The organism is Xanthobacter flavus, assembly GCF_017875275.1.
Lineage (GTDB): Bacteria > Pseudomonadota > Alphaproteobacteria > Rhizobiales > Xanthobacteraceae > Xanthobacter > Xanthobacter flavus_A.
Genome location: NZ_JAGGML010000001.1, coordinates 61,613 through 85,391 on the forward strand (window position 1 = coordinate 61,613; position 23,779 = coordinate 85,391).

Annotated in this window: 21 protein-coding genes; 14 read left to right on the plus strand and 7 right to left on the minus strand. The window is 68.2% G+C overall.

Annotated elements, in window-relative coordinates; genetic code table 11:
- The first annotated feature begins 205 nt into the window (after positions 1 to 205).
- Complete coding sequence (locus J2126_RS00290) at positions 206 to 1,420, plus strand: NADP-dependent isocitrate dehydrogenase (RefSeq protein WP_209483060.1); 1,215 nt, start codon at positions 206 to 208, stop codon at positions 1,418 to 1,420.
- 98 nt (positions 1,421 to 1,518) lie between these two features.
- On the opposite strand, the gene J2126_RS00295 is transcribed toward J2126_RS00290, so the two are convergent.
- The 4 genes from J2126_RS00295 to recA all read right to left on the minus strand — a co-directional run bounded on the left by J2126_RS00295 (position 1,519) and on the right by recA (position 8,590).
- A complete protein-coding gene (locus J2126_RS00295) occupies positions 1,519 to 2,682 on the minus strand; it encodes a cyclic nucleotide-gated ion channel (RefSeq protein ID WP_209483063.1) in 1,164 nt (387 codons plus the stop codon).
- A gap of 7 nt (positions 2,683 to 2,689) precedes the next feature.
- A complete protein-coding gene (locus tag J2126_RS00300; RefSeq protein ID WP_209483065.1) occupies positions 2,690 to 4,432 on the minus strand; it encodes a cation:proton antiporter in 1,743 nt (580 codons plus the stop codon).
- 119 nt (positions 4,433 to 4,551) lie between these two features.
- The gene (alaS, locus tag J2126_RS00305; RefSeq protein ID WP_209483067.1) at positions 4,552 to 7,203 is read right to left on the minus strand and encodes an alanine--tRNA ligase; all 2,652 of its coding nucleotides are present in this window, start codon (positions 7,201 to 7,203) and stop codon (positions 4,552 to 4,554) included.
- Between the two features lie 301 nt (positions 7,204 to 7,504).
- Positions 7,505 to 8,590: a recombinase RecA gene (recA, locus tag J2126_RS00310; protein WP_209483070.1), complete on the minus strand. Its 1,086-nt coding sequence runs from the start codon at positions 8,588 to 8,590 to the stop codon at positions 7,505 to 7,507.
- Between the two features lie 295 nt (positions 8,591 to 8,885).
- On the opposite strand from recA, the gene J2126_RS00315 reads away from it, so the two are divergent.
- Both J2126_RS00315 and J2126_RS00320 read left to right on the plus strand, forming a co-directional pair.
- On the plus strand, positions 8,886 to 9,971 hold the full coding sequence (locus J2126_RS00315) for a glycosyltransferase family 4 protein (RefSeq protein WP_209483071.1): 1,086 nt from the start codon (positions 8,886 to 8,888) through the stop codon (positions 9,969 to 9,971).
- Positions 9,958 to 12,156, plus strand: coding sequence for an amylo-alpha-1,6-glucosidase (locus J2126_RS00320; protein WP_209483073.1), 2,199 nt, complete (start codon positions 9,958 to 9,960; stop codon positions 12,154 to 12,156). The genes J2126_RS00315 and J2126_RS00320 overlap by 14 nt, the downstream gene beginning before the upstream one ends.
- Before the next feature lie 3 nt (positions 12,157 to 12,159).
- On the opposite strand, the gene J2126_RS00325 is transcribed toward J2126_RS00320, so the two are convergent.
- Positions 12,160 to 12,864 carry a glutathione S-transferase family protein gene (locus J2126_RS00325; protein WP_209483075.1) on the minus strand — a complete coding sequence of 235 codons (705 nt, stop codon included), beginning with the start codon at positions 12,862 to 12,864 and terminating at the stop codon, positions 12,160 to 12,162.
- A 160-nt stretch (positions 12,865 to 13,024) separates the two neighbouring features.
- Between J2126_RS00325 and J2126_RS00330 the strand changes: the two genes are divergently transcribed.
- From J2126_RS00330 to J2126_RS00340, 3 genes are read left to right on the plus strand one after another with little or no spacing between them, the layout of a single operon-like run.
- Complete coding sequence (locus J2126_RS00330) at positions 13,025 to 13,723, plus strand: glutathione binding-like protein (protein ID WP_209483077.1); 699 nt, start codon at positions 13,025 to 13,027, stop codon at positions 13,721 to 13,723.
- Positions 13,724 to 13,780: 57 nt separating this feature from the next.
- Entirely contained in the window at positions 13,781 to 14,380 is a 600-nt protein-coding gene (locus J2126_RS00335; RefSeq protein ID WP_209483079.1) for a TetR/AcrR family transcriptional regulator, read from the plus strand.
- Between the two features lie 42 nt (positions 14,381 to 14,422).
- Positions 14,423 to 15,160: a haloacid dehalogenase type II gene (locus J2126_RS00340; protein ID WP_209483081.1), complete on the plus strand. Its 738-nt coding sequence runs from the start codon at positions 14,423 to 14,425 to the stop codon at positions 15,158 to 15,160.
- Between the two features lie 39 nt (positions 15,161 to 15,199).
- Here the strand turns inward: J2126_RS00340 and J2126_RS00345 are convergent, their stop codons facing one another.
- Entirely contained in the window at positions 15,200 to 16,147 is a 948-nt protein-coding gene (locus tag J2126_RS00345) for a LysR family transcriptional regulator (RefSeq protein WP_209483084.1), read from the minus strand.
- Positions 16,148 to 16,283: 136 nt separating this feature from the next.
- Here J2126_RS00345 and J2126_RS00350 point away from each other — a divergent pair, with 136 nt between their 5' ends.
- The 7 genes from J2126_RS00350 (at position 16,284) to mtnK (ending at position 22,507) form a co-directional block, all read left to right on the plus strand.
- Positions 16,284 to 16,847, plus strand: coding sequence for a carboxymuconolactone decarboxylase family protein (locus tag J2126_RS00350; RefSeq protein ID WP_209483086.1), 564 nt, complete (start codon positions 16,284 to 16,286; stop codon positions 16,845 to 16,847).
- A gap of 139 nt (positions 16,848 to 16,986) precedes the next feature.
- Positions 16,987 to 17,625 (plus strand): pyridoxamine 5'-phosphate oxidase family protein, encoded by a 639-nt coding sequence (locus tag J2126_RS00355; RefSeq protein ID WP_209483088.1) that lies wholly within the window; start codon positions 16,987 to 16,989, stop codon positions 17,623 to 17,625.
- A gap of 97 nt (positions 17,626 to 17,722) precedes the next feature.
- The gene (locus J2126_RS00360) at positions 17,723 to 18,517 is read left to right on the plus strand and encodes a TIGR04282 family arsenosugar biosynthesis glycosyltransferase (protein ID WP_209483091.1); all 795 of its coding nucleotides are present in this window, start codon (positions 17,723 to 17,725) and stop codon (positions 18,515 to 18,517) included.
- Between the two features lie 38 nt (positions 18,518 to 18,555).
- Positions 18,556 to 19,623: a radical SAM protein gene (locus J2126_RS00365; protein ID WP_209483093.1), complete on the plus strand. Its 1,068-nt coding sequence runs from the start codon at positions 18,556 to 18,558 to the stop codon at positions 19,621 to 19,623.
- Complete coding sequence (locus J2126_RS00370) at positions 19,624 to 20,352, plus strand: glycosyltransferase family 2 protein (RefSeq protein WP_209483095.1); 729 nt, start codon at positions 19,624 to 19,626, stop codon at positions 20,350 to 20,352.
- A 9-nt stretch (positions 20,353 to 20,361) separates the two neighbouring features.
- Positions 20,362 to 21,231, plus strand: a complete 870-nt coding sequence (locus J2126_RS00375) for a nucleoside phosphorylase (RefSeq protein WP_209489727.1) — start codon at positions 20,362 to 20,364, stop codon at positions 21,229 to 21,231.
- Between the two features lie 13 nt (positions 21,232 to 21,244).
- The gene (mtnK, locus tag J2126_RS00380; RefSeq protein WP_209483097.1) at positions 21,245 to 22,507 is read left to right on the plus strand and encodes an S-methyl-5-thioribose kinase; all 1,263 of its coding nucleotides are present in this window, start codon (positions 21,245 to 21,247) and stop codon (positions 22,505 to 22,507) included.
- Between the two features lie 16 nt (positions 22,508 to 22,523).
- Here the strand turns inward: mtnK and J2126_RS00385 are convergent, their stop codons facing one another.
- Complete coding sequence (locus tag J2126_RS00385; protein WP_209483100.1) at positions 22,524 to 22,994, minus strand: PRC-barrel domain-containing protein; 471 nt, start codon at positions 22,992 to 22,994, stop codon at positions 22,524 to 22,526.
- 140 nt (positions 22,995 to 23,134) lie between these two features.
- On the opposite strand from J2126_RS00385, the gene J2126_RS00390 reads away from it, so the two are divergent.
- Complete coding sequence (locus J2126_RS00390) at positions 23,135 to 23,776, plus strand: cytochrome b/b6 domain-containing protein (protein ID WP_245327164.1); 642 nt, start codon at positions 23,135 to 23,137, stop codon at positions 23,774 to 23,776.
- The last annotated feature ends 3 nt before the right edge of the window (positions 23,777 to 23,779 follow it).

Sequence of the window (23,779 nt, forward strand, 5' to 3'; positions counted from 1 at the left end):
AGGCCGGCCGGACGTGTCGAGGGCCAGGGCAGCCCGGTCGACGCTGCGTGAGAAACGATCTCACCGCATTAGCCGGGTTTCCGTCTTGCGCCGCACTGCACCGGTGCTATAGCGGCCCTTGCCGGAGGCCGGCTGGCGCCGAAACCGTCGCCATCGCCTCCCCCGCTTTACCAAGGCTCATTGAGCAGTCGCGAAAGGCCGTCCCATGGCGAAGATCAAGGTGGCAAATCCGGTCGTCGAGCTCGACGGCGACGAGATGACCCGGATCATCTGGCAGTACATCAAGGACAAGCTGATCCACCCCTATCTCGACATCGACCTCGAGTATTACGACCTCTCCGTCGAGAATCGCGACGCCACCAACGATCAGGTCACGATCGCCGCCGCCGAGGCCATCAAGAAGCACGGCGTGGGCGTGAAGTGCGCCACCATCACGCCGGACGAGGCCCGCGTCGAAGAGTTCAAGCTCAAGGAGATGTGGAAGTCGCCCAACGGCACCATCCGCAACATCCTCGGTGGCGTGATCTTCCGCGAGCCCATCATCTGCAAGAACGTGCCGCGCCTCGTGCCGGGCTGGACGCAGCCGATCATCGTCGGCCGCCACGCCTTCGGCGACCAGTATCGCGCCACCGACTTCAAGGTGCCCGGCAAGGGCAAGCTCACCATCTCCTTCGTGGGCGAGGACGGCACCAAGATCGAGAAGGAAGTCTACAGCTTCCCCGGCGCCGGCGTGGCCATGGCCATGTACAATCTCGACGAGTCGATCCGCGAGTTCGCCCGCGCCTCGCTGAACTACGGCCTGCTGCGCAACTATCCGGTCTACCTCTCCACCAAGAACACGATCCTCAAGGCCTATGACGGCCGCTTCAAGGACATCTTCCAGGAAGTCTACGAGGCCGAGTTCAAGGCCGAGTTCGACAAGCGCGGCCTCACCTATGAGCACCGCCTCATCGACGACATGGTGGCCTCGGCCCTCAAGTGGTCCGGCGGCTATGTGTGGGCCTGCAAGAACTACGACGGCGACGTGCAGTCCGACATCGTGGCCCAGGGCTTCGGCTCGCTCGGCCTGATGACCTCCGTGCTGATGACGCCCGACGGCAAGACGGTGGAGGCGGAAGCCGCCCACGGCACCGTCACCCGCCACTATCGCGAGCATCAGAAGGGCAAGGAGACCTCCACCAACTCCATCGCCTCCATCTTCGCCTGGACCCGGGGCCTTGCCCATCGCGCCAAGCTCGACGGCAACGAGGACCTCGCCAAGTTCGCCGATACGCTGGAGAAGGTGTGCGTGGACACGGTCGAGGCCGGCGACATGACCAAGGACCTCGCGCTCCTCGTCGGCGCCGACCAGAAGTGGCTCTCCACCACCGGCTTCCTCGACAAGGTGTCCGAGAACCTCACCAAGGCCATGGCGGCCTGAGGCAGCCGACGCTTCGGCGGAAGCTCACAGAGCCTCCGCTGGCGATCTGGTCCGCAAATCAAGGGGTCGCCGTGCGCGGCCCCTTTTCTTTTCGGGCGTCAGGCGGCCGGCGCCTCGCCCTCCGGCTTCACGTCCGGATGCAGTTCCGAAAGCCGGCCGATCACGTCCGGGTGGCGCAAGGCGAGCATGTAAAGCTCGTTCTCCTCGATGGAGAGGATCTTGGTCTTGGCCACCGCCCGCACCGCCACCGGATCGGGCTTGGTGTGGCCGGGCAGGAGCCCGAACACCTCGCCTGGCCCCAGCGTGCGCATGCCGTCCGGCGTCTCCATCTCCACCCGCCCTTCCAGCACCACGAACAGATGCGCCGCCTCCTCGCCACGCCGCACCACATGGTGGCCACGGTCGAAGCTGCGGGAATGCAGCACCGGCAGGATGTCGCCCAGCACGGGCGCATCGAGTTCGGAGAAGGGCGGCAGCCGGGCAATCATCGAGAAGGTGACGACGAAATTGTGCTTGGAGATCACCTCGGCGAAGGAGCCGGCAATGATGGCGATGGGCAGCGCCAGCATCATGAGGCCGGAAATCATGGTGATCCCGCCGATGACGCGGCCGAGGTTGGTCACCGGCACCACGTCGCCATAGCCCACCGTGGTGAGTGTGGTGATGGACCACCACATGGCGAGCGGGATGGAGCCGAACTTGTCTGGCTGGATGTTCCGCTCGGTCAGGTACATGGCGGTGGCCGACATGAGCACGCCCGAGCACAGGATGATGAGGCACGACAACAGCGCGTAGCGCTCGCGCCGGATGGAGAGATAGAGCGCGTTGAAGCCCGAGGAATAGCGCGCGAGCTTGAGGAAGCGCACGAGGCGCAGGACCAGCAGTGCGTGGGGGTCGAAATCGGTCGCGAGGGCCACGAACCAGGGCAGGATGGCAACGAGGTCGATCAGCGCCGGCACGGTCAGCGCATAGCTGAAGCGGGCGCTGGCGTCGGACATGCCGCGCCGCAGCGGGTGCTCCGGCGCCACCCACAGGCGGAAGCCATATTCCACGGTGAAGATCAGCAGCGCGACGAACTCGCCAACCTTGAACCACCACGCATCGTGGATCTCAAGCGACCGCACTGTCGCGAGCACCGCGCCGGCCACCGACACGAGCACCGTTCCGATCAGGAAATAATGAACAAAGTCCGCCGTGCGGTCGCCCGGCAGGTCCCGTTCCAGAATGTCGAATACCCGTCGCCGGACCGGTTGCACCTTCATCTCGCCCTCAGATTCGCTGCCCGCCTTGGCTTCGTGCGCGTGCAAGCGCCGCCTCGATGCGAGCCCGGGCAGTCTCGGTGCGCGCGGTGACCACCTCGTCCGGGAGACCGAGCTGCGTCAAGAGCCGCGCGGCGAGCTGGAGGCTCGCCTCCTGCGCCTCCGGGATCACGCCCGCCACCCCGAGCGCGGACAGGCGGTGGGCGTGCTCCGCATCCTTGGCCCGGGCGATGATCGCGGCAGCCGGCCAATGCTGGCGCACGGCCGCCGCCATGCGCTCGGCCGCATTGGGCGCATCCAGCGTGACGACGAAGGCACTGGCCCGCTCGGCGCCAAGGCGCTCAAGCATCTCCGCCCGTCCTGCATCGCCGAAATACACCGGCAGGCCGGCCCCTCGCGCCTCGGCCACGCGGCGGGGATCGTTATCGAGCGCCACATAGGCGACACCCTCTTCATCCAGCGCTTCTGCCACCGTGCGGCCCACCCGCCCGAAACCGCCGATGATCACATGCCGCTCCGGACGTGTGGGCGGTGGCACCGCCAGACCTTCATGAAGCCGGGCATCGAGCCGCCGCCCCAGGCGCCGCCCCGCCCGCGCGAGCAGCGGCGTCGCCGCGAGGCTGAGGCCCACCATGGCCACGAGCACGCCAGCATCCGCTGGAGCAAGCGCTCCGCTCGCCGCCAGAAGCGCCAGCACCACGAAGGCGAATTCTCCGGTCTGTGCCAGCAGCACGGCCGCCTCGGCCGCCGTCGGCGCCGCCACCCGCATGAGACGCCCGGCGGCAAACGTGAAGGCAACCTTCACAACGAGAATGCAGACGACGCCGGCCACCACCCAGCCGAGCCGGGGGAGCACCACGGCAAAATCGACGCTCATGCCCACGGTGACGAAGAACACGCCGATGAGCAGGCCCTTGAATGGCTCGAGGTCCACCTCGATCTGATGGCGGTAGGCCGTCTCCGACAGCAGCATGCCGGCGAGAAAGGCTCCGAGCGCGCTGGAGAGCCCGGCCCGGTGGGTGACCGCCGCCGAGCCCACGACCACAACCAGCGTGATGGCCATGATGAGATCACGCGAGCGCGTCGATGCCGCCGCCGCGACCAGAGGCGCCAGCACGAAGCGCCCCGCCACGAGGATCAGCGCCACCGCGCCCGCCGCCTTGGCCAGCGCCAGGCCGGCCAGAGTGAGCACGTCCGGCGCATTGCCGGTCAGAAGCTCGGCCGCCAGCAGGATCGGCACGACCATCAGATCCTGGAACAGCAGCACGGCGATCACGAGCTGGCCCAGCGGCGCAAGGGCGCGATGCTGGTCGATCAGCAACTGGCTGACCACCGCCGTTGAGGAAAGGGCGAGGACGGAACCCAGCACCAGCGCCACGCTGGGCGGATATCCCACGAGGATCGCGCCGAACGCGAGCGGCACGCCGCACAGCACGACCTGCAGGCAGCCGACGCCGAACACCTCGCGCCGCAGCGCCCACAGGCGCGCGGTGGAGAACTCCAGACCCAGCAGGAACAGGAGGAATACGATTCCGAGCTCGCCGAAGGGCGCCGCCCGCTCCGGGCTGGAGATCGTGATAAAGCGTATCAGCGGCAACGTATCGGCGAGGCGGCCGAGCCCATGTGGCCCCACCAGCGCGCCCACCGCGATGAACCCCACCACGGCCCCGATGCGGGCGCGATGGAATAGCGGCACCAGCACGCCCGCGGCGAGGAGATAGACGAACGCATCCTTGAGGAAGCTGTCGTTCACCGCGTCGCCACTCCGCTGCCTTCCACGGCGCCCCACCCCTGTGTGGCAACAAGGACCGACGCAACGCAAGGGGCTGGATCAAATCCACCCCGCGCGCGAGAATGAGACCGCGCCGCCGATCAGTTCGCCAGCGCCGCCTCGATGGCGGAGAGGGCCGCTTCGGCCTTGTCGCCATCCGGTCCGCCGGCCTGGGCCATGTCAGGACGACCGCCGCCGCCCTTGCCGCCCAGCGCCTCGGCGCCGCGACGCACCAGAGCGACCGCATCGACGCGGGCGGTGAGGTCGGCGGTGACGCCCACCACGATGCCCGCCTTGCCATCGGACGTGACGCCGACGATGGCCACCACACCCGAGCCGATCTGCTTCTTGCCCTCGTCCACGAGGCCCTTGAGATCCTTGATCTCGATGCCTTCCACCTGGCGGGCCAAAAGCTTGATGTCGCCGACCGTACGCACGGCGTCCGCCGAGCCCCGGCTGCCGCCCATGGCGAGCTTCTTGCGCGTCTCGGCCAGCTCGCGCTCCAGCTTGCGCCGCTCCTCGACGAGGGCCGCGACGCGCGCCTCCACCTCCGCCACCGGGGCCTTGAGCGCCGAGGCGGTGGCGATGAGCGCGGCATTCGCACCGTTGAGATGCTTGCGGGCCGCGCGGGCGGTGAGCGCCTCGATGCGGCGGACGCCAGACGCCACCGCGCCTTCGGAAACCACGGAGATGAGGCCGATGTCGCCGGTGCGCTTCACATGGGTGCCGCCGCACAGCTCCACCGAATAGGGCGCGCCGTTGCCGTCATCCGTGCCCATGGAGACGACGCGCACCTCCTCGCCGTACTTCTCGCCGAACAGGGCGCGGGCGCCCGACTTGATGGCGTCGTCCACCGCGAGGATGCGGGTTTCCACCGGCTCGTTGCGCAGCACGAAGCGGTTGGCGATCTCCTCTACCTCGGCCACCTCGGCCTCGCTGAGAGGCTTGGGGTGGGAGAAGTCGAAGCGCAGACGATCGGGCGCGACCAGCGAGCCCTTCTGCGCCACATGCTCGCCGAGCACCCGGCGCAGGGCCTCGTGGAGGAGGTGGGTGGCGGAATGGTTGGCGCGCACCGCGGCGCGGCGGCCGTGCTCCACCTCCAGCACCAGAGCGGTGCCGGGCTTGAGCGTGCCGCTCTCCACCTTGACATCGTGCAGGAAGAGGTCGCCCAGCTTCTTCTGGGTGGCCCGCACCTCGACGACGATGCCGCCCTCACCGGTCATGCGGCCGGTGTCACCCACCTGGCCGCCGGATTCGGCATAGAACGGGGTCTGGTTCAGCACCACGAGCCCGGTCTCGCCGGCGTTCAAAGCCCCAATTTCGGCGCCGTCGCGCACCAGGGCGGTGACCACGCCCTCCGCCTTCTCGGTGTCGTAGCCGAGGAAATCGGTGGCGCCGACCTTGTCCCGCACGGCGAACCAGAGCGTGTCGGTGGCGGCCTCGCCGGAGCCGGCCCAGTTGGCGCGGGCTTCCGCCTTCTGGCGGGCCATGGCGGCATCGAACGCATCCGTATCGACGCTGATGCCGCGGGCGCGCAGGGCGTCCTGGGTCAGGTCGAGGGGGAAGCCGTAGGTGTCGTAGAGCTTGAACGCCACGTCGCCGGGGAAGCTGGCGCCCGAGACGAGGCCCTGGCTCTCCTCCTCCAGGATGGACAGGCCGCGCTCCAGCGTGCGGCGGAAGCGCGTTTCCTCCAGCAGCAGCGTCTCTTCCGCCAGCGGCTCGGCGCGCACGATCTCGGGATAGGCCCGGCCCATCTCGCGCACCAGGATGGGCACGAGGCGGTGCATCAGCGGGTCCTTGGCGCCGAGCAGCTGCGCGTGGCGCATGGCGCGGCGCATGATGCGGCGCAGGACATAGCCGCGCCCCTCGTTGGAGGGCAGCACGCCGTCGGCGGTGAGGAAGACGGACGCACGCAAATGATCGGCGATCACCCGGTGACTGGCCTTCTGCGGCCCCTCGGGATCGACGCCGGTGAATTCCGCGACCTCGGCGATGAGGGCGCGCATGAGGTCGGTCTCGTAATTGTCGTGGGTGCCCTGCAGGACGGCTGAGATTCGCTCAAGGCCCATGCCGGTGTCGATGGACGGCCGCGGCAGCCCGACGCGCTCGCCACCCGGCAGCTGCTCATACTGCATGAACACGAGATTCCAGATCTCGATGAAGCGGTCGCCGTCCTGGTCCGCCGAGCCGGGCGGGCCGCCGAAGATGTGCGGGCCGTGGTCGAAGAAGATCTCCGAGCAGGGGCCGCAGGGGCCGGTGTCGCCCATGGACCAGAAATTGTCGGAGGAAGAGATGCGGATGATGCGGTCGTCGGAGAGGCCGGCGATCTTCTTCCACAGGCCGTAGGCTTCCTCGTCCTCGCTGTAGACGGTGACGAGCAGGCGGTCCTTCGGCAGCTCGAAGGTGCGGGTCACGAGGTTCCAGGCAAGCTCGATCGCGCGGTCCTTGAAATAGTCGCCGAACGAGAAATTGCCGAGCATCTCGAAGAAGGTGTGGTGCCGCGCCGTGTAGCCCACATTGTCGAGATCGTTGTGCTTGCCGCCGGCCCTGACGCACTTCTGCGATGTCACCGCCCGCGAATAGGGCCGCTTCTCGACGCCGGTGAAGACGTTCTTGAACTGCACCATGCCGGCATTGGTGAACATCAGCGTGGGGTCGTTGTGCGGCACGAGGGGCGACGAGGCGACGGCCTCGTGGCCCTCCTTGACGAAGTAGTCGATGAAGCTCGACCGGATCTCGTTGACGCCGCTCATGGTGCCGGCACTGTCCTTAGGAGGCCGGGCCTTGCGGCGGCCGGCTCTGGTGATCACTGCGCGCGCCAGCGCCTCGGGCCGGATCGGGGCCGATCCCTCGGGCGTCGCGCGGTTCCCCGGACCTTGCGGCGGGCGGAACCGGGTTCGTTTAACGATGGGTCCGCCGCTTGTCCAGAAACGCCAGGCCACAAGGCCAAGCCGGGCAGACGAAAGGGCACCCGGAACGCGAACGGGCGGAGCCTGTCCGGCCCCGCCCGCGCTGAACCTGTGGACACGGCAGCCGCCACGCCCGAAGTCAGGGTCAGGCGTCGGCGGCCGACCCCTCGGCATCCTCCTCGGGATCGCCGGCGAGGATCTTCTCGGCGATAAGGCCGGCATTCTGGCGGATGGCCGCCTCGATGCGCGCCGCCACCTCCTGGTTCTGCTTCAGGAAGGTCTTGGCGTTCTCGCGGCCCTGGCCGAGGCGCTGGCTGTCGTGGGAGAACCACGCGCCGGACTTCTCCACCACGCCGGCCTTGACGCCGAGATCGAGCAGTTCGCCGGTCTTGGAGACGCCCTCGCCATACATGATGTCGAACTCGACCTGCTTGAAGGGCGGCGCCAGCTTGTTCTTCACCACCTTCACGCGGGTCTGGTTGCCCACCACTTCGTCGCGCTCCTTGATGGCGCCGATGCGGCGGATGTCGAGGCGGATCGAGGCGTAGAACTTCAGCGCGTTGCCGCCGGTGGTGGTCTCCGGCGAGCCATACATCACGCCGATCTTCATCCGGATCTGATTGATGAAGATAACCATGGTGTTGGACTTGGAGATGGAGGCCGTGAGCTTGCGCAGCGCCTGGCTCATGAGGCGGGCCTGCAGGCCGGGCTGGTTGTCGCCCATCTCGCCGTCAAGCTCGGCGCGTGGGGTGAGGGCCGCCACGGAATCGACGACCAGCACGTCGACTGCGCCGGAGCGCACCAGCGTGTCGGCGATCTCCAGCGCCTGCTCGCCCGCGTCGGGCTGGGAGATGAGCAGATCGTCGAGGTTCACGCCCAGCTTGCGGGCATAGATCGGGTCGAGCGCGTGCTCGGCATCGATGAAAGCGCAGGTGCCGCCGCGCTTCTGAGATTCGGCAATGGTGTGAAGTGCGAGCGTGGTCTTGCCCGAGGATTCGGGACCGTAAATCTCGACGACGCGCCCCTTGGGCAGGCCGCCGATGCCCAGCGCGATGTCGAGCCCCAGAGAACCGGTGGGAATGCTCTCAATCTCAAGGGCTTTTCCACCCTTGCCGAGCCGCATGATGGAGCCCTTGCCGAAATGCCGCTCGATCTGCGAGAGGGCGGCATCCAGCGCCTTGGTCTTGTCCATGGAAGAACCTTCGACGAGTCGGAGTGTCGCCTGAGTCATCGCCGCGCTCCGGTGCTGGTGCAAGGGAAATAAGAACGTAGCAGTTGTACCTGTTTTGTTCTCAGTTCGCAATATGTTCTCTTTCGTCCACAGCGTGTGGATAACATTTCGTATATCCGCAGCACCGCGGCATCGCCCCACCGCCAAGCTGACGCGTCCAGTGCAGGTCGGCCGGCGCAACTCTTTCGCACCTGCAGTGAAACCACGACCCGACCCGCCGCGTTCAGGCGAAAGAACCCGGTCCACGTCCGCATCCTCGGTCCACATCGCGCCGGCGACGCCGGAGGAGAGACACATGCGCATCGCCCAGATCGCGCCGCTCATCGAGAGCGTGCCGCCGCGTCGTTACGGAGGAACCGAACGCATCGTCTCCTATCTTACCGAGGAGCTGGTGGCGCAGGGTCATGAGGTAACGCTGTTCGCCAGCGGCGATTCGCTCACGTCCGCACAGCTGGAGCCCATGTGCGAGATGGGCCTGCGCCTGTCGCCGGGTCCGGTCGACCCCATCGTGTTCCACATGCTCATGCTGGAGCGGGTGCGCCGGCGGGCGGACGAATTCGACGTAATCCATGTGCACGTCGACGTTTTGCACTATCCCGTGCTGAAGGAGCACGCGCCGCGCACGCTCACGACCTTGCACGGCCGCCTCGACAGCGTCGCCGCGCACCGGCTCTATGCGCTGTATGACGAGTTTCCGCTGGTCTCGATCTCCAACCACCAGCGCAAGCCCATGCCGCCGGTGAACTGGGCGTCGACCGTCTATCATGGCCTGCCGGAGAGCCTGCTGCCCTTCAATGCGGCGGGCGGCGAATATCTGGCCTTCCTCGGCCGCATCTCGCCGGAGAAGCGGCCGGACCGCGCCATCGAGATCGCTGCCCGCTCCGGCCTGCCGCTCAAGATCGCCGCCAAGGTGGATCGGGTGGACGAGGATTACTGGGAACAGAAGATCCGCCCCATGGTCGAGGCGACCCCCGGCGTCGAGTACATCGGCGAGATCGACGAGCGGCAGAAGGCGCAGTTCCTCGGCAATGCCAGGGCTCTGCTCTTCCCGATCGATTGGCCCGAACCGTTCGGACTGGTGATGATCGAGGCCATGTCCTGCGGCACGCCCACCATCGCCTATGGGTGCGGCTCTGTACCGGAGGTGCTGGAGAACGGCCTTACCGGCTTCATCGTCGCCGATCAGGACGAGGCGGTGGCGCGCGTCGGCGAGCTTGACCGGCTAGATCGGGCCGCCATTCGCCGCACCTTCGTGAAACGCTTCTCGGCGGCGCGAATGGCGCGGGATTATGTGGCCCTCTACGAGCGCCTTGCCGCACCCGTGCCCCCCCGCATGACGTTGCGCGAACTGATCGACGGGCGCGTCAATGCCCCCACCTGATGCCGCGGCCCGCGCCGCTGCCGCAGACCCGCAGGAGCCGGGCTATGCCATCGCGGCCAGCGCCTCGCAGATCGAGGCGATGCCGCGCACGCTCAAGCACGACGAGACCTTCGCCGTGTTCGATGCCCATGGCGACGCCGTCCCCGGCCTTGCCAGCAACCATGGCCTGTTCCACCGCGACACGCGGCATCTCTCGCAGTTCTTCCTCACCATCGATGGCGTGCGCCCGCTGCTGCTCGGCTCCACAGTGCGCGATGACAACGCGACGCTGAGCTGCGACCTCACCAATCCGGACCTTCCCGCCCGCAGCGACCAGTCCGAACTGGCGCACGACCTCATCCATCTGCGCCGGTCGCGCTTCCTGTTCCGGGGGGCGTGCCATGAGTGCCTGTCCATCCGCAATTTCGACGGCGAGACCCGGACCTTCGAGATCGGCCTGTTCTTCGATGCCGATTTCGTGGACCTCTTCGAGGTGCGTGGCTCCCATCGGGCGAAGCGCGGCCGCATCGCGGCGCCGGTCGTTGGCGAAAGCCATGTCGGTCTCTCCTATCGCGGCCTTGATGCGCGCACCCGGACCACGCGCCTCGCCTTCGCCCCGACGCCGACCTCGCTCAAGGCCGACCGCGCACTTTACCGGCTCACGCTGAAGCCCGGCGAGGGCTTCTTGATCTTCGTGGAAATCCGCTGTGACGGTGTTGAGCCGGGGCGTGATGCGCGGCAGGCGTTCCGGCTCGGCCTCAAGGACATCCGGGCCGACATGCGGGCGCGAACGGCGCGCTCGGCGGGCGTGTCCTCCTCCAACGATCATTTCAACGAGGGATTGCGGCGGGCGGTGAGCGACCTCAACGTGCTCATCACCGATCTGCCGGAGGGCCCCTACCCTTACGCGGGCGTGCCCTGGTTCTCGACCGTGTTCGGGCGCGACGCCCTGATCACGGCGTTCGAGACCCTGTGGGTGACACCCTCACTGGCGCGCGGCGTACTGCTGCATCTCGCCGCCAATCAGGCCACCACCTTTGATCCGGAGGCGGATGCCGAGCCCGGCAAGATCCTTCACGAGGTGCGCTTCGGCGAGATGGCGGAACTCGGGGAGGTGCCGTTCCGTCGCTATTACGGCAGTATCGATTCTACCCCGCTGTTCGTGATGCTGGCCGGCGCTTATCTCGAGCGCACCGGCGACATCGAGACGCTGCGCCAGCTGTGGCCGTCTCTCGATGCGGCGCTGGGCTGGATGCGTGAGCACGGCGACCGCGATGGGGACGGCTTCATCGAATATGGCCGCCGGCGCGGCGACGGGCTGGTGAACCAGGGCTGGAAGGACAGCCACGACAGCATCTTCCACGCGGATGGCCGGCTCGCCAACGGCCCCATCGCGCTCGTCGAAGTGCAGGGCTATGCCTATGCCGCGTGGAATGCGGCCGCCGCCATCGCCCGGGCACTCGGCGAACCGGCTGCGGCGGAGGCCTACGCAGCGCGGGCGCGCGACTTGCGGACAGCCTTCGACGCCGCCTTCTTCGATCCGGCTTTGGGCACGTACGTGCTGGCGCTCGATGGCGACAAGGCACCCTGCCGCGTGCGCACATCCAATGCCGGCCACGCCTTGTTTTCCGGCATCGCTTTGCCCGAGCGGGCGGAAGCGGTGGCGGCGTGCCTGATGGACACCAGTTCGTTCTCCGGCTGGGGCGTGCGGACGCTGGCGGCGGGCGAGGCGCGCTTCAATCCCATGAGCTACCACAATGGCTCGGTGTGGCCGCACGATAACGCCGTGGTGGCGATGGGCCTCGCCCGCTATGGCTTCCGGGCCGAGGCGGCGCGCATCTTCGAGGGGCTGTTTCGCGCGTCCGTCTATTTCGACCTGAGGCGCATTCCCGAATTGTTCTGCGGCTTCGCCCGCCAGCGCAATCGGGGGCCCGTGGGTTATCCGGTCGCCTGCGCCCCCCAGGCCTGGGCAGCGGCGGCGCCACTCGCGCTTCTCCAGGCCTCGCTCGGCCTCAGCTTCGACGTGGCCGAGCGGCGCGCGGTGTTCGAGCGGCCGATGCTGCCCGAATTCCTGGACACCCTCACCCTCACCGGTCTCGCCGTCGCGGACGGTCGGATCGACGTGAAGGTGGAGCGGGTGGACGCCACAGCCGCCCTGTCCGTGATCAACCGACAGGGCGACGTGGGCATCCGGGTGGAGGCGTGATCTCTACGCCGCCGGCGGGTAATTGGAGGGGAAGAGCGCCTTGCGCGATTCCTCGTCGCCCATGGGCTTGAAGCTGTGGTCCTTGCCCACCTCGCGGGCACGGACTGCGGCGGGGCGGGCATCGATCTCGGCCAACCACCGCTTGATGTGTGGGAAGCGCGCCAGCGGATCCTCCTCGCCCTTCAACACCCGCCCGGCCCGAAGCACCCAGCCCCAAAGCGACATGTCGGCGATGGTGTAGTCGTTGCCGGTGACATAGGGGCGGGTCGCCAGCAGGTCGTCGAGCACCTGATAGTGCCGCTCCGCTTCGCGCCGGTAGCGGTTGACGGCATAGCCGAGCCCTTCGGGCGCGGCGTGCTGGAAGTGCACCGCCTGGCCGGAGAACGGCCCGAGCCCGCTGGCGATGAAGAGCAGCCAGGAGAGCAGCTCCGGCCGGTCCTTCGGATCACCGCCGAAGCGGCCCGTCTTTTCCGCCAGATAGATGAGAATGGCGGTGGAATCGAACACCCGCGCCTCTCCGCCCCCCGGCCCCTCCGTATCGACGATGGCCGGCACCTTGCCGTTGGGATTGATGGCGCGGAACGCCGGCTCGTGCTGCTCGCCCTTCGCCGTGTCGACGGGCACGATCTCGTAGGGAAGGCCGGTCTCCTCCAGGAAGAGCGCGACCTTCGCCGGGTTGGGCGTGGGATGAAAATAGAAGCGGATCACCGGGACCACCCTTCGCTGGCAGACGCCGAAGCGGCGCATTGCGTTTTAGAACGACTGATATAGAATGCACGCATCAGACGGCTGCGCAAGCTGTCGGCATCGGAAAATGCGTTCTGCGCGGTTTTAGATCGCGTGAATGCCAGTAGAGGGATGATCCCGCATGATCGACCTGCATTATTGGCCAACCCCGAATGGCCACAAGATCACGTTGTTTCTGGAAGAAGCAGGCCTAGACTATAAGATCATCCCGGTTGACATCAGCGCCGGTGACCAGTTCAAGCCCGACTTCCTCGCCATCGCCCCGAACAACCGGATGCCGGCCATCGTCGATCACGCACCGGCAGACGGCGGGGCGCCCATTTCGATCTTCGAATCCGGCGCCATCCTGCTCTATCTCGCGGAGAAGACCGGCCGTTTCATTCCCGCCGACGTGCGCGGCCGCAAGAGTGTGCTGGAATGGCTGTTCTGGCAGGTCGGCGGGCTCGGCCCCATGGCCGGGCAGAACCATCATTTCGTCCAGTACGCGCCGGAGCGCATCCCCTACGCCATGGAGCGCTACGTGAAGGAGACGAACCGTCTCTACGGCGTGCTCGACACCCGCCTCGGCAAGAGCGCCAACGTGGCGGGCGAGGACTATTCCATCGCCGACATGGCGATCTATCCGTGGATCGTGCCGCACCAGCGCCAGCAGCAGGACCTCGACACCTTCCCGAACCTGAAGCGCTGGTTCGAGGCGGTGGCGGCGCGGCCGGCGACCATCGCCGCCTATGCCAAGGGCGAACCCTTCACCAAGCGGCCGACGGTGACCGAAGAGGGCAAGAAGGTCCTGTTCGGCCAGACCGCCCGGCCGGCCGGATGACGCCTTCTCCGGCGCGGGTTACGCTGTGCCGGAGATAGAGGCAGAAAGACGGGGACCATGGCGCGGCCGAGGGCGTTCGACGAGGGCGAGGTACTGGATGCGGCGCTGCGCTGCTTCTGGACCCGTGGCTATGAGGCCACCTCGGTGCGCGATCTCGCCGCCTCCATGGGCCTCACCGGTGCCAGCCTCTACAACGCCTTCGGCGACAAGCGCACGCTCTATGAGAAGGCGCTGGAGCGCTATGCCAGCCATAGCATGGCGGAACGCATCCGCCGGCTGGAAGCACCCGACATCTCCCCCCGCGAGGCCATCGCCGCCTTCTTTCGCGAGACGCTGGAGCGGGCGATCGACGACCCGGAGATGAAGGGCTGCTTCGTGGTGAATGCGGCGGTGGAGATGGGGCCGCACGACACCGAGCTGCGCGCCGCGGCGCTCGCCTCCCTCGGGCAGGTGGAAGCCTTCCTCACTCGCCGCGTCGAGGCCGGCCGCGCCGATGGCACCATCCAGGACCGGGAACCGGCGCAGGAGCTGGCGCGCATGCTCCTCGGCGTCCATCTCGGCCTGCGCGTGCTGGCGCGCCTTCGCCCCGGCCGCGACCTGCTGGAGGGGGTGGTGAAGCCCGCCCTCGCCGCCCTCAATCCGCGCGCGCCGGTCTGATCCGGCGCGCGATCCCAGCCCCTCCATGTCGGGATGCCGCCCATGATCCGGGCCTATGTGTTCGATGCCTATGGCACGTTGTTCGATGTGCAATCGGTGAGCGCCGTCACGGACGCGGCCTTTCCGGGCCATGGCGAGATCATCACCCAGGTGTGGCGGATGAAGCAGCTCGAATACAGCTGGCTGTGCTCGCTCATGGGGGATTATCAGGATTTCTGGTCCGTCACCCGCCGCGCCCTCACCTACACGCTGGGCATCCTCGGGCTGAGGCCCACGGAGCAATTGTTCGAGGATGTCGCCGAGGCCTACCACCGCCTCGCCGCCTATCCCGACGCGGCCGAGGCGCTGGCCGGGCTGACGGGCGTGCGCCGCGCCATTCTCTCCAACGGCAGCCCCGCCATGTTGCAGGCGCTGGTCGGCCAATCGCCGCTGGCGCCGTTCATCGAGGAGACGATCAGCGTCGATGCCAAGCGCTGCTTCAAGCCGGATCCCCGCGCATATGAGCTGGTGGAGGAGCGGCTGGGCGTGACGCCCGGCGAGGTCATGTTCGTCTCCTCCAACGGCTTCGACATCGCCGGCGCGAAGAAGTTCGGCTTCAACGTGGCTCGCATCTCGCGCGTGCCGGAAGCTGCCCTCGCCGCCGAGCTGGCCGCGCCCGGGCCTTTGGCGGCTTCAGCTTTCTACCGCGCGCTGCGCACGCAGGAGGAAGCTCTCGGTCATGCGCCGGACGTGGTGGTGACGAGCCTGTCCGAGCTGGTGGCCTTGCGCACGGAAGGCTGACGCGGACGGCCGATGCCCCGACGCCGGAACGGGGCCCGCTCAATCCCGACCGGACAGATGTCTGGAGGCAGACGACACCGGCAAGGCGGCGAGCCGGCTCCTGAGGCGGGGGACGATGAACGTCACGAAGGCGCGCAGCTTCGCCGCCGGTAGGCGCGCCTCGGGATAGACTATGGCCACGGGCAAAGGCAGGCCTTCATAGTCCTCCAGCAGCAGCACGAGGCGCCCGGCGGCCACCGCCTCCTCCACCTGATAGGAGAGCACCCGGGTGATGCCGCGCCCGCGCACGGCGGCATCGATGGCGGCCTCGGCGCCGTTGACCACATAGTGCGCGCGCACATTCACCTGCTTGCGCGAGCCGCCGCCGGGGCCGGGCGCGAAGCTCCAGGTGGCATTGTCCGTGACCTGCGAGAAGGAGACGATGCGGTGGCCGGCGAGGTCCGCCGGCACCTGCGGCACGCCATGGGCGGCGAGATAGGCGGGGCTGGCGCAGACCACGCGCCGCACCTCCCCCACCCGCGTCGCGACGAGGCTGGAATCCGGCAGATGACCGATGCGCACCGCTGCGTCGTGGCCTTCGTCGATCAAGCTCACCACGCGATCCACCAGCAGAAGGCGCGCTTCCAGCTTCGGGTTCGCCTCCAGCAATTCCTCCACCAGCGGCGCCACATGCAACCGCCCGAAAGTGACGGGCGCTGTGAGGGAGAGGAGACCGCGCGGATCGGTGCGCTCTCCCGCCGCGAGTTGGTCCGCCTCGGCAAGCTCGGCCAGGATGGCGCGGCAGGCGGCGAGATAGCGCTCCCCCGCCCTGGTGAGGTGCAGCGCGCGGGTGGTGCGGTGGAGGAGGCGCGTGCCCAGCCGCTCCTCAAGAAGCGCCACGGCGCGCGTGATGGCCGCCGGAGAGCGCCCGAGACGCCGCGCCGCTCCGGCGAGGCTCCCTTCGTCGAGCGCGGCGACGAAGGCGGTCATGGCGTCGATGCGGTCCATGGCTCGATTTCAAAAAGTGAAACAATTGCTTTCAGATTATAGCCGTTCTGCACAAGAGCGGGAAGCCTTAGCTATTCGTCACCGGGCCGCGAACGAACGCCGGCCCGACCCGAAGCGAAACGCGAAAGGCACTCCCATGGGCCACTCTTCAAGCCGCATCCCCGCCCTCGATCCCGCCACCACCACTGGCAAGGCGAAGGACCTGCTCTCCGCCGTCCAGGCGAAGTTCGGCGCCACCCCCAACCTGTTCAAGGTCGCCGCCAACGCCCCGGCCGCTCTTGAAGGCCTCATTGGCCTGTCCGGCGCGCTGGGTGGCGGCGCCCTGCCGGCGAAGACGCGCGAAAGCCTCGCCATTGCCGTCGCCGAGGTGAATGGGTGCGACTATTGCCTTTCCGCCCACACCCTCATCGGCAAGGGCGCCGGCCTCTCCGAGGCCGACATCACCCTTGCCCGTGCCGGCCGCGCGGCGGACAGCAAGGCGGAAGGCGCCATCGCCTTCGCCCGTGCCGTGGTCGCCCGTCGCGGCCAGGTGAGCGATGCAGACCTCGCCGCCGCCCGCGCCGCCGGCCTCGACGACGGCGCGCTGGTCGAAGTGGTGGCGCACGTCGCCGTGAACATCTTCACCAACTACCTCAACAACGTCGCCGGCACCGAGATCGACTTCCCCGTGGTGCGCTCCGGCGCGCCGCGGGCCGCCTGAGGCCTGCGGCCGGCATCCGAACGCACCCTTCCGGGCGAACCGCCCCCAAACAGCGGAGCGCGGGCGGGTGCCGGCCGAAACCTCACCGCCGGGCTCCCCACAGGGCCAGAAGCCAGTTTGTTTTCCGAAGGAGGCTGCCATGTCCGAACCCCTTGCAATCACGCCCTCCAGCGATGTCGCCTTCACGGCGGCGGTGAAGGCCGCGCAGCAGGCGCGTGGCTCCCGCCAGGCCTATGCCCGCGTCGAGGCACGCGGCGGCTTCCGCACGGAGCTGACGCCGGATTTCGTGCAGTTCATCGGCGGGATCGACACCGCCTTCCTCGCCACCGCCAACGCCGCCGGCCAGCCCTATGTGCAGCATCGCGGCGGGCCGAAGGGCTTCATCCGCGTGCTGGACGAACACACCCTCGGCATGGCGGATTTCAGCGGCAACCGGCAATACGTCACGGTCGGCAATGCCTCGGAGAACCCGAAGGCCTTCCTGTTCCTGATGGATTACACCCACCGCCGCCGCATCAAGGTGTGGGGCGAGCTCTCCGTGGTGGAGGGCGACGCGGACCTCGTGGCGCGGCTGATGCCGGAAGACTACGGCGCCATTCCGGAGCGCGCCTTGCTCCTCAAGGTCTCCGCCTGGGACGTGAACTGCCCGCAGCACATCCCGCAGAAGATCGACGCGCCGCTGGTCGCCGCCGCCTTGGAGGAGCGCGAGGCGCGTATCGCCGCGCTGGAGGCGGAAGTCGCCCGCCTGCGCGGCCGTCTGGGAGAAGCCAGCATGTGACGCCACGCCCCCGCTTCACTCGTTCGTGAGCGACGTAACGGAGGCCGTGTCCCCCGCGAAATCTCTCTCAGACAAGCAGCCGGAACGGGGGCGTGCCATGACCGACCTGTGCGAGGACGTGCGCGCCTGTGCCATCGCCGTGATGGCGAAAGCGTCGGCGGCGGGGCGCACCAAGACCCGGCTCTGTCCGCCGCTCGATCCCCGGGAAGCGGCGGCGTTCAACACCGCCTTCATTCAGGACATCGTGGGCAACATCCTCGCCGCCGGGCGTATGACGCCCGTCACGCCCTACGTGGCCTATGGTCCGGCGGGGGCCGCGCATTTCTTCGATGCCGTGCTGCCGCCCGGCGTCGGCCGGATGGAGGCTGTGGCCCCCGACTTCGGCGCCTGCCTCACGATGACCCTCGCACACCTCTTCGCTTTGGGACATCCGGCGGCGGCGGTGCTGAACGCGGACAGCCCGACGCTTCCCCCTGCCCTGCTCGCGGAACTCGCCCATGTGCTCGCCCAGCCCGGCGACCGCGCGGTTCTCGGCCCCTCCACGGATGGCGGCTATTACGTGCTGGGGCTGAAAGCGCCCCACTGGCACCTGTTCGCAGACATCGACTGGAGCACTGAGCGCGTCTTCGCGCAGACGATGGCGCGCGCCACCGAGATCGGCCTGCCCGTCCATGTGCTCCCGACTTGGTACGACGTGGACGACGCCCATGCCCTGCGGCTGCTCCATGGCGAATTGATCGCCGGCATTCCATTCGGCCCCGCGCCCCATGCCCGGGGCGACGCGCGCAACAGCACCAACCTCCTGAGGCGCCTCCTCGCCCACGCCGACCTCGCCGAACGGCTGGGCTTGCCCGTCGCCGACACCGATCCGCTTTGCCGCCGCGCGTCCTGAGCGCGACTGCCCCTGACTTCCAGCAACGGACCTTGCCGATGAATGCTCTCACCCCCGGCGCACCCGCCGTCTCGCGACGCTATTTCGAGCGGGCGGAAACGGAGCGCACCAGCGTGCCGGTGCGAAAGCCGGTCTGCCTCTATCTGGAGACCACGAACCGCTGCAACCTACTCTGCACGACCTGCCCGCGCACTTATGAGGAGCTTGAACCGCCCGCGGACATGAGCTGGGAGCTGTTCACCTCCATCGTGGACCAGATCCCCGATCTCGAACGCTGCGTCCTCCATGGCGTCGGCGAGCCGATGCTGGTGCCGGACCTCGACCGCATGGTCCGCTACCTGAAGGACCGCGGCACCTACGTCTTGTTCAACACCAACGGCACGGTACTGACCGAGAAGAACGGCCGCGCCATGATCGCCGCCGGCCTCGACGAACTGCGCGTCTCCCTCGATGCCGCCAACGCGCATTCCTACCGCGCCATCCGGGGCAAGAACTATTTCGACCGCATCCTGAAGAACGTCCGCGCCTTCCGCGAGCTTCAGGAGCGCGAGGGCCACACCAATCCCCGCGTCTCCGCCTGGCTCACCGGGCTCAAGGAGACGATCTGTGAGCTGCCGGACTTCGTGCGCGTGGCGGCGGACCTCGGCGTGCGGGAAGTCTATCTCCAGCGCCTTGTCTTCTTCGAGCAGGAAGCCATCGGCCGCGCCAGGCCGGACCAGGCGCTCTACGAGCAGATCAACACCGACGAGGCCGCCTATATCGCCGAGGCGGCGCGGGTGGCGGCGGAGCTGGGGATGGTCTTCTCCGCCTCCGGCGCGGCCTCCGAGCCCGGCATGAGCCTGAAGCGATCGGAGGACGGCTCGCCCTGGTCCATGTGCCGGCGGCCGTGGACGGTGATGTACTTCACCGCCAACGGGCGCGCCCTGCCCTGCTGCATCGCCCCCTTTTCCCAGCGCGGCTACGAGAACTACACGCTGGGCGACGCGACAACCCAGCCGCTCTCCGACATCTGGCACGGCGACGCCTACAAGGCGTTCCGCGCCGGCCTCCTCTCCGAAACGCCGCCGGCCGCCTGTGCCAATTGCGGCCTGCGCTGGAGCCTCTAGATGGCCCGCGCAGACGCTCCGAGGATCGCCCTCGTCATCCCGACGCTGAACGAAGCCGAGGCCATCGCCGGCACCCTCGCCGAGATTCCGAAAGGCATCGTCGATCTCGTGGTGGTCGCCGATGGCGGCTCCACAGACGGCACGCGGGAGATCGCGGCCTCAGCCGGCGCGACCGTCCTCGCCTCCGGACGCGGCTTCGGCCGCGCCTGTCTCGCAGGCGTGTGCGAGGCGCGCGACGCCGACATCATCGCCTTCATGGATGCGGACGGGGCGGACGACCCCGCCTTCCTGCCCGCCCTGCTGAAACCGCTCGCCGAGGGCAAGGCGGATTTCGTCATCGCGTCCCGCACCCGCGGCGTGCGCGAGCCGGGCGCCATGGCCTGGCATCAGGTGGCGGCGGGGCGGGCGGCGGGCATCGGCATGCGCGCGCTCTACGGCGTCGCCTATTCGGACATGTGCACTTTCCGCGCCATCCGCCGGGAGGCGCTGCTCGGCCTCGGCATGCGGGAACTCACCTACGGCTGGAACATCGAGATGCAGATGCGCGCCGCCCGCGCCGGGCTCGCCATCGTCGAGATTCCCGTCGCCTACCGCCGCCGCAGGGGCGGCGTCTCCAAGGTCGCCGGCAACCTCTCCACCACGCTGACCGCCGGCAGCCGCATCGTCTCCACCTTCCTGCGGGTCGCGACCCAGAGCGCCGCGCCCGCCGTCGCGCCGAACAAGATGTGAGTGACCGCCATGCTGCTCCAGCCGCTCGATGACACCGACGACCTCTCGCGCATCCGCGCCGTGCCTGTCCCCTCCGGCTTTCTGCCGCTGATCGAGCGGGCCGATCATCGCGCGCCATCGGTGTTCCGGCCCGAGAACATGATGCGCGAGGCGCGCCGCCAGAAGGGGCTCGACGCCGGCCCGGTGCCGCGCGTGGTGCTGCTCGATCCCGATGGCGACATGGTGGACTATGTGCGCGCGCATTTCGGCGCCGTCCGCTCGCCCTACTGGGCCTGCTACCACACGGACATGTGGACCTGGGAGGCGGCGGGCCTCTCCTTCGGCATCGTTGGCTATGCGGTGGGGGCGTCCTTCTCCGTGCTGGTGGCGGAGCAGGCCTTCGTCTGCGGCTGCGAGCTGCTGATCTCGGTGGCCTCCGCCGGGCAGATCGCCGCGCACGCGCCGCCCTCCTACCACATCATCATCGACCGGGCGCTCCGCGACGAGGGGACGAGCTACCACTATCTGCCGCCCGCGCCCTTCGCCTCGGCGGACCCGGAAGTCATCACCATCGCCCGCGCCGCCTGCAGCGAGGACACGGGACCGGTGCTGACCGGCGCCACCTGGACCACCGACGCCCCCTTCCGTGAAACCGAGGCCGCCATCGCCCGGCGCAAGGCCGAGGGGCTGCTGGCGGTGGAGATGGAGGCGGCCGCGCTCTACGCCTTCGCGCAGGCGCAAGGCAGGCCGGTGCTCTGCCTCGCGCACGTCACCAACCAACTCGGCCAGGTGCATGGCGATTTCGAGAAGGGCGACGACAACGGCGCGGCGCGCTCCATCGCCCTCGCCGCCGGCTTCGCCACGGCCTGGATGGCGCACTGCGCCGTTCACCCCCGCTGAGAGGACGGCCCCGATGCTCGACCGCACCGCCTATCTCGCCCTCGACGCCGAAAGCCTGCCCCACCGCCTCGGCGGACGGCCGGAGCTTCTGGACCGGCTCGGCCCGGCCGAGGCCTGGCAGGTGCGGGAGGTGGGGGACGGCAACCTCAACCTCGTCTTCATCGTCGAGGGGCCGAAGGGCTCCGTCGTGGTGAAGCAGGCCCTGCCCTATGCCCGCGTAGTGGGCGAGAGCTGGCCCATGTCCCTCGATCGCGCCTTCTTCGAGCACGAGGCGCTGTCGCGCCTTGGCAGGCGCGATCCCGGGCGCACGCCGGAACTCCTCTTCTTCGACCCCGCCCAGGCGATGCTCGCCATGGAGCATCTGACACCGCACAAGGTGGTGCGCCGCGCCTTCATGGCGGGGGAGGAGCTGCCGCTGCTCGGCACCCATCTCGGGCTCTATCTCGCCCGCACGCTGTTCCGGGGCTCGGACTGGTGCATGCCCACGCTGGCGCGCAAGGCCGATCTCGCCTTGTTCGCGGGCAATGCGGAACTCGCCGGCATCACCGAGGAACTGGTCTTCTCGGACCCGTTCAAGGCCGCGCCTCTCAACCGGCATACGCCGGGGCTGGAGGACATCGCGAGCGCCTTCCGCGCCGACCGCCCTCTGAAGCTCGCGGCGGTGGAGATGAAGGCGCGCTTCTGCACCTGCGCCGAGACCCTGCTGCACGGCGACCTCCACACCGGTTCGGTGATGGCGACGCCCACCGACACAAGGGTCATCGACGCGGAGTTCGCCCTCTATGGCCCCATGGGGTTCGATGTGGGCGTATGCCTCGCCAACCTCTGGATGGCCGCCTTCGCGCAGGAGGCCCACCGCGCCGACGCGCGGGCGGCGGGCTCGTACAGCGCATTCCTGCTCGCCACCGCCGGCACCCTGTGGCGGACCTTCGAGGCGGACTTCTCGCGCCTGTGGGCACACGAGCGCACCGGCATCCTCGGTGGCTTCGATCTGTTCGAGGCGCAGGGGGATGAGGGCGGCGCGACGGTGGCGCTTACGACGCATCTCACTGGCGTCTGGCAGGACGCATTGGGCTTCGCCGGCATGGAGATCATCCGCCGCATCCTCGGCCTCGCCCATATCGCCGAGTTCGAGACCATCGCGGATGTGGTCCTGCGCGCGCGGCTGGAACGGCGCGCCCTCGGCTTCGGCCGTCATCTGGCGCTGAACCGGTGGCAGATCCCCTCCATCGAGGCGGCGAACCTGCTGGCGGAAACGGAAAGGACGCGGCCGTGACCGCGCCCTTTCCCCATCAGCGCCGGGTGATGGCGATGCGGATGATGTCGTCCGCCGGCACGCTCTGGCCCGCCCCCGGTGTCCACGCCGCGAGCTTCGGCAGGTCGTCGCGCGGAATGTCGAGGAGTGCGATCTGCCGCCCGAGGATCGCCACCGTCTCGATGGGCACCGGCACGGGGCGGCCCCCGCGGCCGAACCAGCCGCCCACCGGCACCACCAGCACGATGCCACCCTCGGGCGTCCGCGCCACCTCTGTGACGAAGCCCAGCGTGCGGTCATCGAAATCGAGCAGCGGCAGGCCCACGAGATCGCCTACCCGCACCTTTTGCGGAAAGCGCGCGGCCATTCGCTCGGCAGGGGTGAGAGCGTCCTCCGCCGGCTGCGTCTGGGTGCTGGCGTGGGGCGGACCGGCGGCGAAGGACGGCGCGCCGGCGGCGGTGGCGCCGAAGACAAGTGCGAGCGCGAGAACAGAACGACTGGGGCGCATGCGAAGTCTCCAAGATAGTTTTATTGACGATATACGTCATCATTTACGATGAATGGTCAATATTTATTACGTGACACAAAATGAAATTCAATAATCCCGAAACGCGAGGGATGCACATGAAAGACAACATATCAAGACGCATGCATCCGCTCCCCTTGCGGATCATGCACTGGACCAATGCCATCGCCATGATCGTGATGATCGGCAGCGGCTGGAAGATCTACAATGACGAGGTGATCTTCGGCTTTCTGCATTTCCCGCAGGCCATCGTGCTCGGGGTGTGGGCACAGCACGCGCTCCAGTGGCACTTCTTCGGCATGTGGGTGCTGGTGCTGAACGGCCTCGCCTATCTCGCCTACGGCGTCGCCACCGGCCGCTTCGCCCGCCTGTTCTTCCCCATCCGCCCGCGCGAAGTGATCGCCGATGCCGTCGCCGCGTTGAGCTTTCGCCTGAAGCACCAGGATCTCACCCACTACAATGCGGTGCAGAAGGTGCTCTATGTGGGTGTCATCACCATCATCGTGGTGCAGGTGGCCTCGGGCCTCGCCATCTGGAAGCCGGTGCAGTTCTCCGGGCTCGTCTCGATGCTCGGCGGCTTCCAGTCCGCGCGGCTGATCCACTTCCTCGGCATGGCGGCCATCGTGCTGTTCATGGTGGTCCACGTCACCCTTGCGCTGCTCGTGCCGAAGACACTCCTCGCCATGTTCACCGGCGGCCCCCGCTTGCCCGCGCCCGCCCCCCTGCACGCCGATGGCGCGCCCGCGCCCGATCCCTCGCGCTGACCT